We start from the raw sequence: 15,745 nt of genomic DNA, 5'->3' as shown, positions 1-15,745 counted from the left end.
TAAAAACACGTCCTTGTATCGGCCTCGATACAAAAAGCTTTATACCTTTGCCGGTTTTTTGTACAGGCTGGCCTCCTTGCCCCCCAGTGCGTTACCCTTACGTCTTATGTGTGTTTCCCCACAAGGATTTAATAAATGTCCGAGCCAGTAAAACTGCGCGCTCACAGCCAGGCTCATTGCAAGGATTGCAGCCTGGCCCCCCTCTGCTTGCCACTTTCGCTGAATTTGGAAGACATGGATGCGTTGGACGACATCGTAAAACGTGGCCGCCCGCTGAAAAAAGGCGAGTTCCTGTTTCGCCAGGGCGACGGGTTCGATTCCGTTTATGCAGTACGTTCGGGTGCCTTGAAGACGTTCAGCCTGAGCGACAGCGGCGAAGAGCAGATCACCGGTTTCCACCTGCCGAGCGAGTTGGTGGGGCTGTCGGGCATGGACACCGAGATTCACCCGGTGTCGGCCCAGGCGCTGGAGACGACGTCGGTGTGCGAAATTCCCTTCGAACGCCTGGACGAACTGGCCCTGCAACTGCCGCAACTGCGCCGTCAGTTGATGCGTGTAATGAGCCGTGAGATTCGTGACGACCAGCAAATGATGCTGCTGTTGTCGAAGAAAACCGCCGACGAGCGCATCGCCACCTTCCTGGTCAACTTGTCCGCGCGCTTCCGTGCCCGTGGTTTTTCGGCCAACCAGTTCCGCTTGAGCATGTCGCGCAATGAAATCGGCAACTACCTGGGCCTCGCGGTGGAAACCGTGTCCCGCGTGTTCACTCGCTTCCAGCAGAACGAACTGATCGCGGCCGAGGGCAAGGAAGTGCACATTCTCGACCCGATCCAACTGTGCGCACTGGCCGGCGGTTCGCTCGAAGGTTAAGCGAAAGGCTGATCCAGACACCTGTGGCCGCGCCAATCGGCGAGGCCGCAGGTATACTTCGAGTCCGTTTCCAGCCCCAGGACTCTTCGACGATGACCTTCGATTCGTTCGACATCAAATCCCTGATCCGCCCTGTCATCGACTTCCCCAAGCCTGGGGTGATCTTTCGTGACATCACGCCCCTGTTCCAATCGCCCCGCGCCCTGCGCCTGGTGGCCGACAGCTTTGCCCACCGCTACGTCGAAGCCGACTTCAGCCACATCGGCGCCATGGATGCCCGCGGCTTCCTGATTGGCTCGATCATCGCCTACCAACTGAACAAACCGCTGATCCTGTTCCGCAAGCAAGGCAAATTGCCTGCGGACGTGCTGGCCGAGGGTTACCAGACCGAATACGGCGAAGCGTTCCTGGAAGTGCATGCCGACAGCCTGTGCGAAGGCGACTCGGTGCTGATGTTCGATGACCTGATCGCCACTGGCGGTACGCTGATCGCAGCGGCCAACCTAGTGCGGCGCATGGGCGCGAAGATCTTTGAGGCGGCGGCGATTATCGATTTGCCGGAGTTGGGTGGCTCGCAGCGTTTGGAAGATATGGGGATTCCGACGTTTTGTTTGACGCAGTTTGCCCTGACTGAAAGGTAAGGGTTGCCGGGGCTGACGCCATCGCGGGCAAGCCCGCTCCCACATTTTGATGTGTGAACACCGTCAAATGTGGGAGCTGGCTTGCCTGCGATGAGGCCCTAAAAAACAACACACCACTTAAAGCCCCATCTGCTTGCTGATGATTTCGTTCATCACCTCCCGCGTCCCCCCACCAATCGACAAGATGCGATTGTCCCGATACAGCCGCTCCACCAGGCTGCCGCGCATATAGCCCTGCCCGCCCAGAATCTGCACCGCGTCATAAGTGACCCGGTCCGCCGTGTCGGTCGCCAGGTTCTTGGCCATGGATATCTCCTTGATCACACTCTTGCCCGCGGCCATCTTCGCCGCCTGGCGATAGGTGAACTCCCGTGAGACTTCCACCGCCGTGGCCATTTCCGCCAGGCGATGCTTGAGCACCTGGAACTTGCCGATGGGCTTGCCAAACGCCTCGCGCTGGGTCGCCCAGTTGAGGCTTTCCTCCAGGGCCAGCTGCGCGGTCATGTTGGCCATCAAGGCCAGGGCCAGGCGTTCACTCTGGAAGTTGCCCATGATGCAGGCAAACCCCATGTTCTCGGCGCCGATCAGATTGCCTACGGGCACATGACAATCGTCGAAGAACAATTCGGCAGTGTCCGACGCCCACCAACCCATTTTCTTCAGGGGCTGGCCGACGGTGAAACCCGGGGTGTGTTTTTCGATGAGCAGCAGGCTGATGCCGCCAAAGCCCGGCCCGCCGGTGCGCACGGCGACCGTGTAGAAGTCGGCGCGCACGCCGCTGGTGATAAAGGTCTTGCTGCCGCTGACCCGGTAGCAATCGCCCTCGCGGATGGCGCGGGTTTGCAGGTTGGCCACGTCGGAGCCGCCTCCCGGTTCGGTGACGGCCAGGGCGATGATTTTGTCGCCCGACAGCACTTGCGGCGCCACACGCTCGCGCACTTCGGGCCGCGCCCATTTGACCACCGGCGGCAAGCCGATATCCAACGAACCGAGCCCGGCCACGACTCCGGCAGAGCCACAGCGCATCAATTCCTCACTGGCCGCGACCTTGGCAAACAGATCACCGGCATGACTGCCGCCGAGGTCTTCCGGGTAGCCAATCCCCAGGATCCCCGCCGCACCGGCCTTGAGGTACAGCTCACGGGGAAAGCTCTCGGCCTCCTCCCACTGCTCGATGCCCGGCAACATCTCGCGCTCGACGAAACGGCGCACGCTGTCGCGGATCAACTGGTGGCTGGGGTCGAAGTAGTCCTGATAGGCAGACATCGGCAAGCTCCACGGTGAGGTGGAGGGAAATTACCAAGCGCTTGCTTGGTTAGCAAGCCGGGCGCAAACCTCACCCTCAACACAAAACCAATGTGGGAGCAGCTCTGTGTGGGAGCGGGCTTGCTCGCGAACGCGGTGAATCAGTCAATAAATCTGGCGACTGACACACTGTATTCGCGAGCAAGCCCGCTCCCACATTTAGTTTTGCAATGTGGCCTAGAGCGCGATCGGCTTGCGACCTGCAAAGGAGTGCGCCAGCGTGCCGCCGTCCACCAACTCCAACTCCCCACCCAGCGGCACGCCATGGGCGATGCGCGAGGTGATCAGGCCTTTGTTGGTCAGCAGTTGCGCGATGTAATGCGCCGTCGCCTCACCTTCCACTGTCGGGTTGGTGGCCAGGATCACCTCGGTAAAGGTGCCCTGCTCTTCAATGCGCGCCACCAGTTGCGGAATGCCGATCGCTTCCGGCCCAAGGCCGTCCAGCGGCGACAGGTGGCCCTTGAGCACAAAGTAGCGCCCGCGATAGCCGGTCTGCTCCACCGCGTACACATCCATCGGCCCTTCCACCACGCACAGCAGCGTGTCGTCGCGGCGCGGGTCGGCGCATTGCGGGCAGAGGTCTTCTTCGGTGAGGGTGCGGCACAGGCGGCAGTGGCCTACGCCGGTCATGGCCTGGCTCAGGGCCTGGGCCAACCGGGTGCCGCCGCTGCGATCACGCTCCAGCAGTTGCAGCGCCATGCGCTGGGCGGTTTTCTGGCCGACGCCGGGCAAGGTGCGCAGGGCGTCGATCAGTTGGCGAATCAGGGGGCTGAAGCTCATGGGCGAAGGGTCCGACAAAACGACGAGACGCGGTTTATACCCGCGCCCCGGATTAGCGTCAAATGCTCAATCCTGTGCGACGCGCACCACCAACTTGCCGAAGTTGCGTCCTTCGAGCAGACCGATAAAAGCTTCAGGCGCATGCTCCAGGCCGTCGACTACGTCTTCGCGGAACTTGATTTTGCCATCACGCACCCACGGCGCCATCGCGCTGAGGAATTCGGGCTGGCGGTCGCCGTAGTCGTCAAACACGATAAAACCCTGGATACGCACGCGTTTGGTCAGCAAGGTGCGTTGCAGCGCAGGCAAGCGGTCAGGGCCCGTGGGCGGCTGATGGGCGTTGTAGCCGGCGATCAACCCGCACAGCGGGATGCGTGCCTTGGGGTTGAGCAGCGGCAGCACCGCATCGAAGACTTTGCCGCCGACGTTTTCGAAGTAAATGTCCACGCCTTTGAAGCAGGCTTGCGCCAGTTCATCGGCGAACGCCTCGCTTTTGTGGTCGATGCACGCATCAAAACCCAGCTCATCCACCACATAACGGCATTTGTCGGCGCCACCGGCAATCCCGACCACACGCAAGCCCTTGAGCTTGGCCACCTGCCCCACCACCGAACCCACCGCACCGGACGCGGCCGCCACCACCAGGGTTTCGCCGGCCTTGGGCTGGCCGATGTCCATCAGGCCCATGTACGCGGTCATGCCCGGCATGCCGAGGCCCCCCAAGGCCATGGACGGGCTGGGAAGCCCATTGGGCACCGGGATCAGATTGCGCCCGTCGGAAATGCCATGGCTCTGCCAGCCCGTGGCACCGACCACCAGATCACCCACCTCGAATTTCGGGTTGCGCGACTGTTCGATACGGCTGACAGCACCACCGGTCATCACTTCGTCGATTTCCACCGGCGCGGCGTAGGACGGCGCGTCGCTCATACGTCCGCGCATGTAGGGGTCGAGGGACAGGTACAGCGTCTTCAGCAAGACTTGGCCGTCTGCCAGCTCCGGCAAGGCCACGCGCTCCATGCGGAAGTTTTCCGGGGTCGGCGCGCCCACGGGGCGTGAGACCAGCACAATGCGCTGGTTCAGAATGGGTTGTTGTGGCATCTGGGGCTCCTTTCGCGAATCCATCGGTATAGGGTGCAGACCGTATTGGGGGTGCCTGGGTTCGATCGGATCGACACAAACAAAAATGCCAGGCACAAGGCCTGGCATTGGAGTCTAGCCAACCATCGCCGATCAGAACGGCAGCTTCATGCCCGGTGGCAGTTGCATGCCAGCGGTCACACCGCCCATTTTTTCCTGGCTGTTGGCTTCGATCTTGCGCACGGCGTCGTTGACGGCCGCGGCGAACAGCGCTTCGAGCATTTCCAGGTCGTCTTCGCCGACACCTGGCAATACGCTCGGGTCGATGCTCACGCGCTTGATGTCGTGACGACCGGTCATCACCACGCTGACCATATCGCCACCGGCTTTACCGGTGACTTCGGCGTTGGCCAGTTCTTCCTGCATCTTGGCCATTTTTTCCTGCATCTGCTGCGCCTGCTTCATCAGGCCGGCCATGCCACCTTTCATCATGGGAATCACCTCAAAAGTACGTGGATCAATTAGTAGCCCGGTTTCATGACGCTTGGGGCACCGGGGCTTCGACAGGTTCAATAGTATCGTGACGGACGACCGCCCCGAACTGTTGCATCATTTGCTGGATGAGCGGATCGCCGTGGATCGAGTCCTCGGCCTCACGCTGGCGGTTGATTCGCCGACGGGTCGCGGCCTGGGCCGGGGTTTCCTGCTCGGGCTTGATCAGCTCGATGGCGATGGTCAGCGTGCGCTCATGGTACTGGTTCAGTGCGTCATTCAGGCGACGTTGCTGGGTGGCGTTGAACAGGGCGCTGTGGGCCGGGTCCAGGTGCAACAGCCAGTGGTCGCCTTCGATGGAGATCAATGTGCAGTTGGCGGCGATGCTGCCGGTCATGCCAGAGATCGGCAGTTTCGGGAACAATTCCAGCCATTGCAAGGCCAGGCCGGTGGCCGGCGCCGCAGCCGGTTCAGCCTCGGGCTCGGGGGCCGGCTCGGCGGTGTGTTCGCTGGCCAGATCGTCCAGGTAGCTGTAGGCCGAATCCATGTCCGGCTCGATGTAGTCTTCGTCCAGCGGCGGCTCGTCGTCGAGGTCGATGCCGGGAACGGACGCCTCCACCTGGGCGACGGTGGGCTCGGGCACCGGCGCGGACACCCACTCCGGAGCGTCCAATACAACGCTGTCCGGGGTCGGCGTAGGCATCGGCGTCAGCTCGGGCTGCTCGCCGGTGGTTTCCAGCACGGGCTCCACGACGGGTTGCTGCTCCACTTCGGCCTCGGCCTCGGCGTCTACCGGGTCGTTCCACGGCAGGTCGACGACAGCTTGCGGCTCGACAACGGGTGCAGGCTCGGGCTCTGCCACAGGCACCGGTTCAGGCGCTGGCGCGGGAACCGGCGCAGCAGCCACTGGCGCAACCACCGCCGCGCCAGCCACTGGTTTGGCGGAATCAACTGTGGCCTGGCTGATCCCCACTGGCTTTAGCGGCTTTAGCGGCTGTCTCGGCGCATCGGTCGAATCAGCAGGCCGGAAGGCCAGCATGCGCAGCAGGACCATCTCGAAGCCGCCACGCGGGTCCGGGGCCAGGGGCAAGTCCCGGCGGCCGATCAGGCCCATCTGGTAGTAGAACTGCACGTCTTCGGCCGGCAACGCCTGGGCCAGGGCCAGCACGCGGTCGCGGTCGCCATGGCCGTTGTCGACCCCCTCGGGCAGGGCCTGGGCGATGGCGACGCGATGCAGCACGTTGAGGATTTCCGAAAGCACGCCGTTCCAGTCCGGGCCTTGCTCCGACAGATGACGCACGGCTTCGAGCAGCGCCTTGGCGTCGCCTTCAATCAATGCGTGCAGCACGTCGAAGACCTGGCCATGGTCGAGGGTGCCGAGCATGGCGCGCACATCGGCGGCCATGACCTTGCCTTCACCAAAGGCAATGGCCTGGTCGGTGAGGCTCATGGCATCCCGCATCGAGCCATCGGCGGCGCGGCCGAGCAGCCACAGTGCGTCGTCTTCGAACGGCACGTTCTCGACACCCAGCACGTGGGTCAAATGCTCGACCACCCGCTCGGGGGTCATGTTTTTCAGGGAGAACTGCAGGCACCGCGACAGAATCGTTGCAGGAAGTTTCTGCGGATCGGTAGTGGCCAGGATGAATTTGACGTAGGGCGGCGGCTCTTCCAGGGTCTTCAACAAGGCGTTGAAGGAGTGGCTGGACAGCATGTGCACTTCGTCGATCAGGTAGACCTTGAAGCGGCCACGGCTCGGCGCGTACTGCACGTTGTCGAGCAGCTCGCGGGTGTCTTCGACCTTGGTGCGGCTCGCGGCGTCGATCTCGATCAGGTCGACGAAACGCCCTTCGTCGATTTCCCGGCACACCGAGCAGGTGCCGCAGGGCGTCGAAGTGATACCGGTTTCACAGTTCAGGCATTTGGCGATGATGCGCGCGATGGTGGTCTTGCCCACCCCACGGGTGCCGGTGAACAGGTAGGCGTGGTGCAGCCGCTGGCTGTCCAAGGCATTGATCAGAGCCTTGAGCACATGGGTCTGGCCGACCATTTCGCGGAACGAGCGCGGACGCCATTTACGTGCAAGAACCTGATAACTCATCGAAAACCGTCGCAACTGGGAAACAGAAGCCGGTAATGCTAGCGGAGCAAGGGGGAAATTGCATCCGGCACGCTTGCCTAATCTGACTAAGCTCTTGTGACTGGCCCCATAAAGGCCTGAACCCGGAGAGCATATGCGCGCAGTCCTGGGCATTTTATGGATGATTGCCACGGCCAGCCTTGCAGCGCCTGCACCGCTGCGCTTCTCGGTTTCCGACAGTTGGGCGATGCCCATGGTGCAACTGGAGGATGGCCGTCCCACGCAGGGTATTTTGTATGACCTGATGTCGAGCCTGGCCACCCAGGTCGGGCAGCCGGCGCAGTTCCACGTACTGGCGCGGGCGCGCATCGCCCCCGCCATGGAGCATGGCGAGATAGATGTGCGCTGTTATGTCGCCCAGGCTTGGGTCGACGATATGCCCGGCGACTACCTCTGGAGCGTTCCGCTGTTTGTGCAGCGCAACCTGCTGGTCAGCGCCCATGTACCCGCGCAGACGGTGCAACTGGACAAACTGGCCCCGCAGTTGATCGGCACAGTGCTGAGCTACCGCTACACCACCCTCGACCCGCTGTTTGCCAGCGGCCAACTCATGCGTGACGACGCCCGCAGCGAAGAACAGGTGCTGCACAAGCTGGTGGCCGGTCGCTTCAAATATGCGGTCATCAATGAGTGGATACTCGAACGCTTCAACCAGAAGCTGGCACCCGGCCAGCGCTTGCATAAAGTCGCGGTGATCGAGGAGCAGAGCCTGGGGTGCACGGTGCGCAATGACCCGAACGTGCCGGTGCAACAAATTTTGCGCACCTTGCTGCGGATGAAAATGTCCGGCGAAATCGATGACATCATCCAGCTGTACACCGGGGAGCGCGCACCCAACGCCCCTCAAGACTGATCGCCGCCACACTGGCCAACACGATCACCCCGCCCAGCACCACTGGCAGGGCAATCCGTTCGCCAAGCAGCGTCGCGGCCATCAGCATGGCCACGGGTGGAATCAAGTACATCGCCACCGACGCCCGGCTGACCTCGACGTGTTTCAACACATACGCCCAGGCCAGGTACGCCAGGGCGCTGGGGAAAATCCCCAACACCAGCACCGCGAGGTTTTCCGCCAATGGCGCCTGCACCACCGCAGCCGGAAGGCCGGGCAGGTTGCTACACAACATCAGAGTGCCCGCCCACACCATGTAGCACGCCATGGTCAGCGGGCTGTAGCGGTAGGCAAAGTGCTTCTGGATGGCGAAGTACACACTCCACGACAGCGCCGCCACCAGGATCAACAAGCCACGCGGGTCGATGTCACCCACCCCCTGATCACCCCAGACCACCACCAGCACGCCCGCCAGCCCCAGCAGCACGCACCCCCAACGCCAAGCGCTGACGCCCTCCTTCATGCAGAAAAACGCGATCAATACACTGAACAACGGTGCCGACTGCGCCAGCACGCTGGACGCCGCCGCCGTGACGAATTGCTGCCCATAGTTGAGGCTGGTGTGATGCAGGAACACGCCGAAAAAACCCAGCACCAGCAACCACGGCAAATCGCACAGGCGCGGCCGGCCGATGCCCATTACCAGTGCCACGCCGCCCATGAACACTGACGCAATCAGAAACCGCAGCAACGCCAGTTGCCCAGGACTGTAACTCTGCAACCCCATGTGCACGCCAATCGGCGAAAAGGCCCAGCAGAGGATGACGCTGGCAATGACTAGCGTAAGCTTCACGGGTGACGGGGGATTCATCGATGGCGTCCAGAACGAAACAAGGAATGCCGTCAGTCTTGGCCCCAGCAAGGCGTAGGACAATTAAGCGTTTCTGACTTCTGAAATCACTGGAACTGAGCAATGGAACTGGCCCAACTGAAAATGGTGCGAGCCGTCGCGCAAACCGGCAGCGTGGCCCAGGCTGCCGTGCAGTTGCATTGCGTGCCGTCCAACATCACCACGCGCATCAAGCAACTGGAAAGCGAGTTGGGCACGCCGCTATTTATCCGTGCCGGGCGCGGGCTGGTCATCAGCGCCGCCGGGGAGATTTTCCTGGAGTACTGCGAGCGCATCCTGGCCTTGGTGGACGAATCCAAACGCGCCGTGGACGCCAACGCCATCCCCCGTGGCACCCTGCGCATCGGCGCGGTGGAGTCCAGTGCCAGCGGGCGTCTGCCGCCATTGCTCGCGGAATATCACCGACGCTACCCGCAGGTCTGCCTGGAACTGGTAACCGGCGCCTGGGGCCAGTTGCTCGACGACCTGCAACACCACCGCCTGGATGTGGCGCTGGTGGCCAGTGGCGGCAAGCGCGCCAAGCTCGAACACTGCGTGGTCTACAGCGAGCGCCTGGTGTTGATCGCCAGCGCGGCAAGCGCACCGATCCACAGCGCCGCCGACCTGGCTGGGCGCACCTTGCTGGTGTGGCCGCCCGGCTGCCCCTACCGTGCAGCGCTGGAAAACTGGGTCAAGCCCCAGGATTTCAGACCGAACATTGCCAGCTATGCCAGTTGGGGCACGATCATTGGTTGCGTGAGCGCGGGGATTGGCGTGGCATTGGCGCCGGAAGGCATCCTGGCGCGGTATGAGCAGGCCAATCAGCTGGCGTCGTATCGGTTTGACGAGTGGCAGACGGTGGACAATCTATTGTTCTGGAACAAGGACACCCAGCGGCATCTGGCCAGGGATGCGTTTGCCGGGTTACTTCGCGAGACCTTTGGCTGACACATGCCCCTGTCGGAGCGGGCTTGTGTGGGAGCGGGCGTGCTCCCACATTTTTGCGGCGTGTTGTTGAGATCAGCTTTTCGGAGGCGCCAGGCGCGCGTACTGATCCATGCTGATCCAGCCAATAAACGAACGATTCTGGGCATTGATGAACTCAACCTGGGCCCAGCCATCCTTGAAGGCCAGCACGCCAACCACATCATCCTTGACGATATACGGACGCTTGGCCACCTTGGCGCCCGGAGTTTTCAGCAGGTAGGCCTTGTCGGCGGACACCGTCACCAGGCCAATCCACTGCTTGTTGGCGGTCTGGGTCAGGTCCAGGCCAGTGGCAATCTCTGGCATCAACACGCTCATGCAGCCGGGGTGCTGGCGACCCTGCTCAACGGTCAGGGTCACGCCGTCGGAGGACGGACTCACGCTGCCTGGGTAGGCATCGTCGAGCCAGGTGGTCAGTGCATTCGCCTTGCCCTGCAGGTAAAAGGCGCAACTGCGGGTCACACCCTCGCCCAGTTCTTCGGCGTAGAAGCCCTCTACCTGATGCTCTGGCGTCACCGCCAGCATCAAGCCTTCGTACTTGCCCGAATGCAACGCGGGGGCGCCGGCAAACGCAGGCGCCACGACACACAACGACAACACACTCATCGCCAGAAAACGGGTCATCTTATTTCTTCCCTTCAAGTGCGTTGTAGGCTTTCTCAATAAGCTGGTCATAGATGCCGTAATCCTTGCCGTTATAGTTACGCGCCATACCGGCGAAATCCTTGTCTTTCATGGCTTTCATCAACGCCGGGCTCTGGCTGCAAAAACCCAGGAACGCCTTTAGTTGGCTGCCGGCATTAATCTTTAATGCCGCAGCAAATTCAAACACAGTCTTGTAACCACACGCCGCAAAGTTGAACCCCATCACCTGAAACATGCCCCAGGATGCGGACATCAGTGCCGCTTCTTGATCCAGGGCAAAGGCGGTGGCCATGGTTTCCCAGGCCTTGACCTGATCCTTGTTATTGACCTGCCACTGCGGCCCGGCCTTTCTCACATAGGGGTATGACAGCAGCGGGTGCGCCTGGTCGTAGATGTGCTTGGTGTACTTGCGAAACAGGTGCCCTTCAAAGGCGATCACCGGCAACTTGGCCGGGCCAAAGCCCGAGCGCCCGCCGGATTCAACCGTGGCGAAAGCCTTGATGATATTCACCGAAATACCGTTACCCAACTGGGTGGCGGCGTTCTTGAAATCCGTTTCGCTGAGGGTCATGCCCCCGTCGCACGTGGCCTGGAGCATCAACTGACGGTTGCGCCGCTCAGCCTCGATCATCGCCCGCATGCGATCCAGGTACACATTGACCGTGGCCTGCACTGCATCGCCCTGGTTGTTGCCGAACACGTTGAGAAAGCTCGGGATGCGCAGGGTTGGATAGGCTTTGACCGGCACCTTCACTGCTTCCTCGATCAGGCTGTTGAACGTACGGCCGGTGGGGTCGATCACTCCATCGGGATGGGCATACTTGAGATGACGGAACTGATACTGGCTGATGCACTGCACCAACTGGCCGTCGCACTTGCCGTTCTCGGCCAGCGGAAAACCCAGTTTGGGGATGATCAGATTGAATAAATACTGGATGCACTGCACATCGGCGGGCAAGTTACGGGCTTTACCGGGAGCGCCTACCGAAGCACTGATAAGACGGGGCAACCCTTGCAGGCTTTTCATCACAGACATCCTTGTTAGTTAAAGAAGTGATAGCACTTCAATATCAAATTCGCGCCATTGTCATATTCTGAAACAAGTCGCCGGCGGAAACTAACAAGGTGGTTTTGGCTTGTAAAGTGGGGGTATTGAAAGTTGTGAAACAGCCGTCATGTGCTGCGTAATAAACCTGGCAGATGGCTGAATAAAAGAATTTTGATTTGAAGCAGAAGAGGTACTGCGGGAAGAGCGTTATGGAGGCAACCCCACCAGCCACACCCCGGCACACAATGTTCCCGCTGTGGCTGCTGCCTTCCGGCTCTGACCAGGTTCACGGGTAATCGTTGCGGGGGGACCGATGGGGTCACCATCCTAGAGCTTCCAAGCGATGCTCTGTACGATTCTTCACCATCACGCGGATTCGAATTTGGCGTCATTGTAAGGCTTGTGAAGGGATGCTGCGCAAGCCATTTGTATCACCAACTTGCCTCCCTTTTGTACCACCTGAAGGCGCCTACCAGGCCCAACTAAACGGTGTGCCGGCCGTTTCGACCAATGAGGAACAAGCTATGAATACCCCAATGCTTGAGGAGCGTGACCGAGAAGCAGAGCAGCGGGAGAACAAGGAGGCGCGTGCAAGAGCTGAGCATTTCGCGGAGCTGCTGGCGCCCTACCTTGCCGCCCAGTTCGGTTATAAGCGCAACTATGTGACGCTGGGCCTGGGGACTACGGTAAACGCAAGGACGGTCAAATATGACCTCTACCTTCGAGTTACCCCGCAGAGGGGGCAATGGGCAGGGACCAACTGCCTGGTCATCGCCCGGATAGGCTTCACGCCCACTCATAAAGGCCACGGGCGGCGCTTCATGGCATTCTTGGTGGAGTACGCAGAGCGCGTCGGATACAGCAACATCGGTATCGAGTCGACCAATGAAGAGTCGGAGGCGTTTGGGGCAAAGTTTGGGTTACTACGGCATCGCGACGGCAACGACTTAATCGGCACAGTGGAGGAAATCAAAAGGCGCATCGCCGAATGAGTCTCCTACACCTGGGCGGTTGGACCCTTCTTGCCGTGGCTTGCTAAAAGCGGCTGGTTTCCGCAGTCTTGCCCAAGGTCACAGATGGTGGCAAAACGACAGGGAGGGTTAGTCATGGCGATGCGATTCAGGAAATCAATCAAGCTTGCTCCAGGCATACGAATGAACTTGAGTGGGGCTGGCGTTGGTTGGACGCTCGGCCCGCGAGGCGCATCTGTAGGGATTGGCAAACGGGGAGCCCGCTTAAACACCAGCTTCATGGGCATTTCCAGTAGTCAAAAACTCTCCGGCCCCTCACGTAGTACCAAACCAGCCCCAACAAAGTCTACATCCACGCTTGTTTCTGTGACATGCAGCCTGCATGACGATGGGAGTCTCACTTTTCAGGACGCGGCAGGGAATGACTTACCGGAACATGTAATTGAGGCAGTCAAAAAGCAAAACAAAGATGTAATCCTTGTTGTGATCCAACGCAAATGCGACGAAATTAACGGCAACATTGAAGCCTTAGGGACCATCCACCTAGACACCCCCAGCAGTACTTCTAGGCCCGTGTTTGTTGAGGTGCATTTCGGAGAACCAGAGCCGGTCGCTCCCCCGCCTCTTAAGCCGTCTCTGCTAGACAGGTTATTCAAGAAACGGATGCTACGCCTAGAAGCGCAGAACGCCGAAATTCAAAAAAACTTTACCGCTTACTATGACGACTGGTTAAACAACCGAGCAAAACATATCCAGTTAGAACAGGACAGAAAGTTCCTAATTAACGAGGGTATCTACACCAAAATATCTGATATGGAGGCCTGGCTGGAGGACAACCTACAGGACATACAATGGCCCAGAGAGACCGCAATTTCTTTGGAGCTGCTTGAAGATGGCCAGCTTGTACTTCTGGATGTTGACCTACCGGAAATAGAAGACATGCCCACCTCCACAGCTAGTGTGCCTAGTAGAGGGTTGAAGTTATCGGTAAAGGCGATGTCAGCCACAGCTGTTCAGAAACTCTACATGGCCCATGTCCACGCAGTAGCCTTCAGGATTATCGGCGAAACCTTTGCTGCCCTTCCCAAGGCAACCACGGTCGTCATCTCCGGTTACTCACAGCGCCCTAACAAAGCAACGGGGTCTGTTAGCGACGAATACCTTTTCTCTGCTCGGGTAGCGAAGACAGCTTGGGAAGAAATCGATTTTGGACGCCTGGCTGATATTGACGTCGTTGAAGCTTTGGCACGGTTTGACTTGCGCCGGCAAATGTCAAAGACAGGGATATTCAAGGGCATAGAACCGTTCCAGAAGTAGTAGAACTCGTTGCACTGCTGGGGACACTAAGACGGACAACCCGCAACGGCCCCCAGCAGTGCGCGCGAGATCAATACCGAGGGGTGCGGTACGTGGAGTCGGTTTTGCCGGTCGAGCGCGTAGAGCCGAAAGATGAGCCAGAGGACTGGCTGCCACCGTATTGGGGTTGTTTGGTCCCGTTTTGCCCCGTGTACGGATTGGTATTGCCTTTCACCGTCCAGTTATTGGTGTAGCTGGAGTCTGCCGAGGAGCGGACGTGAGGGGCAACATAAGTACCGTTACTCTTGGTGTAACCGGACACGTATTTGTCGGCATGGGCCGTGGCGCTGAGCGCTGCAAGCAGCAACGCCGCAAAGATCGATATACCTTTCATTTTATCTCCCTATTATTATGGCGATACGCCACTAATATCATACTGACACAGTTCGATCAGGAAGGACCTATGAGACCGCTGCTAATCGCTTGTTTATTCGCCGGAATCAGCATGAGTTCCGCTTTTGCCGGGGAAGGCCACGACGCGGGCTATCAATGGGCGGAAGATAACGACATAGACGATACTTCAAGTTGCAGCACTCCATCGTCATCCTTTAATCAGGGCTGCGAGGACTATGTTGAAGAGACCGCCCCCAGCCTTTCCGGCGATGAGAACGAGTATGAGGAGGACGAAGACGAGTAGTTGTCCTCGAAAAATTATGGACGACTTTTTGCTCGAAAGATCTAATGTGTATGGAGCGTCAACTGCCGACAGGTGGGTCATCATCGGCAACGCGCCTGAATAGAATCTCTGTACCGCGACCAGGAATGTTGTGCAATTCAAGTTGAAACTTCATACCGAGCATAAGGTGAGGCGCATATGTAACGAGAAGGGACTTTACCTCTCCATTATCTGAATCAACGTATTTCGCTGCCTCGTCCAACGGCATGACAACCTCCTCAATGCCCACCGAGCCTCGAAACTCAATTGCGTAAACACCTACGTCCTCCCCCTGAAGCTCTAGAAAATATCGGTTCCCTTCAGGATACTCCGCCTTAAGACGCACCTTTCGCAAAGGACCATTAACCTCAACAGATGAAAAGACCTCCTCATTACTTCCAACAGCTCCCACAAACGCCGTATAGGCGGCGTGTAACTCTCCTGTCTGAGGGACTTTCAACGCAGGCGTATCCCCTCGAAGTGAGTTCATAACGCTCTGTAAAGCTGCCTGACGCTCGGGGGTAGATACACCATCCAACAGAAATGAAGCGCCTTCCAGTTCCATGCGCCGGCATTGGCTAGTAATAAACGGGGCGCTTACCCAAGAGCTAAACTCTTCCGGAGTAAGCCCTTTCACCGTTCGAGTGCTAATCCTGAACGTACGCGCCATCGCCAAGGCATCGGCAGTGAATCCTGTAGTGGAAACAGCCGTGACCACATCAAACCCAAATCCTTGCTTGCGTCCCATTAACTGCTGAACCCAGCTACTCGGGGCTGGCCCCTCCGAAGGACGGTCACGGCACTCAATCAACCACTTGAGATTCAAAGAGCCGACACGTCCTTGAAGCACAATGTCGAACTCCCCTCCTCCGACTTCAGTACCACGTGTCCGAAGATTTTGAACTACTTCAAATCCGTTGGGCGCCAAGGTCGACTCGATCCAAGCGACCAAGTTTTCAAGGCGTTTTCCATCTGAAGACATTTCATCACCTCTGCGAACGCCGCTACGTCGAATTATCGTGCACTCGCCTAACCACTGGGCTTGTCCTCTAAG

The 15,745-nt window shown here is 59.3% G+C and carries 17 protein-coding genes and 1 other RNA gene; 7 read left to right on the top strand and 11 right to left on the bottom strand.

Going from position 1 to position 15,745, the window contains the following annotated elements; genetic code table 11:
• Positions 1-135 precede the first annotated feature (135 nt).
• The gene (gene fnr, locus LIY36_RS04420; protein ID WP_192297125.1) at positions 136-870 is read left to right on the top strand and encodes a fumarate/nitrate reduction transcriptional regulator Fnr; all 735 of its coding nucleotides are present in this window, start codon (positions 136-138) and stop codon (positions 868-870) included.
• Positions 871-962: 92 nt separating this feature from the next.
• On the top strand, positions 963-1,511 hold the full coding sequence (locus tag LIY36_RS04415) for an adenine phosphoribosyltransferase (RefSeq protein WP_192297126.1): 549 nt from the start codon (positions 963-965) through the stop codon (positions 1,509-1,511).
• Positions 1,512-1,628: 117 nt separating this feature from the next.
• Here the strand turns inward: LIY36_RS04415 and LIY36_RS04410 are convergent, their stop codons facing one another.
• The 5 genes from LIY36_RS04410 to dnaX form a co-directional block, all read right to left on the bottom strand.
• A complete protein-coding gene (locus LIY36_RS04410) occupies positions 1,629-2,777 on the bottom strand; it encodes an acyl-CoA dehydrogenase family protein (protein WP_192297127.1) in 1,149 nt (382 codons plus the stop codon).
• 216 nt (positions 2,778-2,993) lie between these two features.
• Positions 2,994-3,596, bottom strand: a complete 603-nt coding sequence (recR, locus tag LIY36_RS04405; protein WP_192297128.1) for a recombination mediator RecR — start codon at positions 3,594-3,596, stop codon at positions 2,994-2,996.
• Positions 3,597-3,662: 66 nt separating this feature from the next.
• Positions 3,663-4,697, bottom strand: a complete 1,035-nt coding sequence (locus tag LIY36_RS04400) for an NADP-dependent oxidoreductase (RefSeq protein ID WP_226454926.1) — start codon at positions 4,695-4,697, stop codon at positions 3,663-3,665.
• Positions 4,698-4,829: 132 nt separating this feature from the next.
• A complete protein-coding gene (locus LIY36_RS04395; RefSeq protein WP_003175481.1) occupies positions 4,830-5,168 on the bottom strand; it encodes a YbaB/EbfC family nucleoid-associated protein in 339 nt (112 codons plus the stop codon).
• A 43-nt stretch (positions 5,169-5,211) separates the two neighbouring features.
• A complete protein-coding gene (gene dnaX / locus LIY36_RS04390; RefSeq protein ID WP_226454925.1) occupies positions 5,212-7,269 on the bottom strand; it encodes a DNA polymerase III subunit gamma/tau in 2,058 nt (685 codons plus the stop codon).
• Between the two features lie 133 nt (positions 7,270-7,402).
• Between dnaX and LIY36_RS04385 the strand changes: the two genes are divergently transcribed.
• Positions 7,403-8,161, top strand: a complete 759-nt coding sequence (locus LIY36_RS04385) for a substrate-binding periplasmic protein (protein WP_226454924.1) — start codon at positions 7,403-7,405, stop codon at positions 8,159-8,161.
• Here the strand turns inward: LIY36_RS04385 and LIY36_RS04380 are convergent.
• Positions 8,112-9,011: a DMT family transporter gene (locus tag LIY36_RS04380; RefSeq protein ID WP_226454923.1), complete on the bottom strand. Its 900-nt coding sequence runs from the start codon at positions 9,009-9,011 to the stop codon at positions 8,112-8,114. The two genes, LIY36_RS04385 and LIY36_RS04380, sit on opposite strands and share 50 nt — an antisense overlap.
• 102 nt (positions 9,012-9,113) lie before the next feature.
• Here LIY36_RS04380 and LIY36_RS04375 point away from each other — a divergent pair, with 102 nt between their 5' ends.
• Positions 9,114-9,977, top strand: a complete 864-nt coding sequence (locus tag LIY36_RS04375) for a LysR family transcriptional regulator (RefSeq protein ID WP_192297133.1) — start codon at positions 9,114-9,116, stop codon at positions 9,975-9,977.
• Positions 9,978-10,049: 72 nt separating this feature from the next.
• Here the strand turns inward: LIY36_RS04375 and LIY36_RS04370 are convergent, their stop codons facing one another.
• From LIY36_RS04370 to ffs, 3 genes are all read right to left on the bottom strand, one after another.
• Positions 10,050-10,640, bottom strand: coding sequence for a hypothetical protein (locus tag LIY36_RS04370; protein ID WP_226454922.1), 591 nt, complete (start codon positions 10,638-10,640; stop codon positions 10,050-10,052).
• Between the two features lies 1 nt (position 10,641).
• Positions 10,642-11,688 carry an N-acetylmuramidase family protein gene (locus LIY36_RS04365; RefSeq protein WP_192297135.1) on the bottom strand — a complete coding sequence of 349 codons (1,047 nt, stop codon included), beginning with the start codon at positions 11,686-11,688 and terminating at the stop codon, positions 10,642-10,644.
• Positions 11,689-11,928: 240 nt separating this feature from the next.
• Positions 11,929-12,025: signal recognition particle sRNA small type (gene ffs / locus LIY36_RS04360), an RNA gene on the bottom strand.
• Positions 12,026-12,233: 208 nt separating this feature from the next.
• Here ffs and LIY36_RS04355 point away from each other — a divergent pair.
• Positions 12,234-12,701, top strand: coding sequence for a hypothetical protein (locus LIY36_RS04355; protein WP_154846031.1), 468 nt, complete (start codon positions 12,234-12,236; stop codon positions 12,699-12,701).
• 114 nt (positions 12,702-12,815) lie between these two features.
• Positions 12,816-13,997 (top strand): DUF4236 domain-containing protein, encoded by a 1,182-nt coding sequence (locus LIY36_RS04350; RefSeq protein ID WP_226454921.1) that lies wholly within the window; start codon positions 12,816-12,818, stop codon positions 13,995-13,997.
• Positions 13,998-14,067: 70 nt separating this feature from the next.
• On the opposite strand, the gene LIY36_RS04345 is transcribed toward LIY36_RS04350, so the two are convergent.
• Positions 14,068-14,370 (bottom strand): hypothetical protein, encoded by a 303-nt coding sequence (locus tag LIY36_RS04345; RefSeq protein WP_226454920.1) that lies wholly within the window; start codon positions 14,368-14,370, stop codon positions 14,068-14,070.
• Between the two features lie 111 nt (positions 14,371-14,481).
• On the opposite strand from LIY36_RS04345, the gene LIY36_RS04340 reads away from it, so the two are divergent.
• Positions 14,482-14,673 (top strand): hypothetical protein, encoded by a 192-nt coding sequence (locus LIY36_RS04340; RefSeq protein ID WP_226454919.1) that lies wholly within the window; start codon positions 14,482-14,484, stop codon positions 14,671-14,673.
• 58 nt (positions 14,674-14,731) lie between these two features.
• Here the strand turns inward: LIY36_RS04340 and LIY36_RS04335 are convergent, their stop codons facing one another.
• Positions 14,732-15,673 (bottom strand): restriction endonuclease, encoded by a 942-nt coding sequence (locus LIY36_RS04335; RefSeq protein WP_226454918.1) that lies wholly within the window; start codon positions 15,671-15,673, stop codon positions 14,732-14,734.
• Positions 15,674-15,745: the final 72 nt, after the last annotated feature.

Origin of the sequence: Pseudomonas sp. AF03-9, from assembly GCF_020515815.1 — a bacterium.
GTDB lineage: Bacteria > Pseudomonadota > Gammaproteobacteria > Pseudomonadales > Pseudomonadaceae > Aquipseudomonas.
The sequence above is the reverse complement of the archived record's forward strand: the minus strand, read 5'-3'. Positions and strand labels throughout refer to the sequence as shown.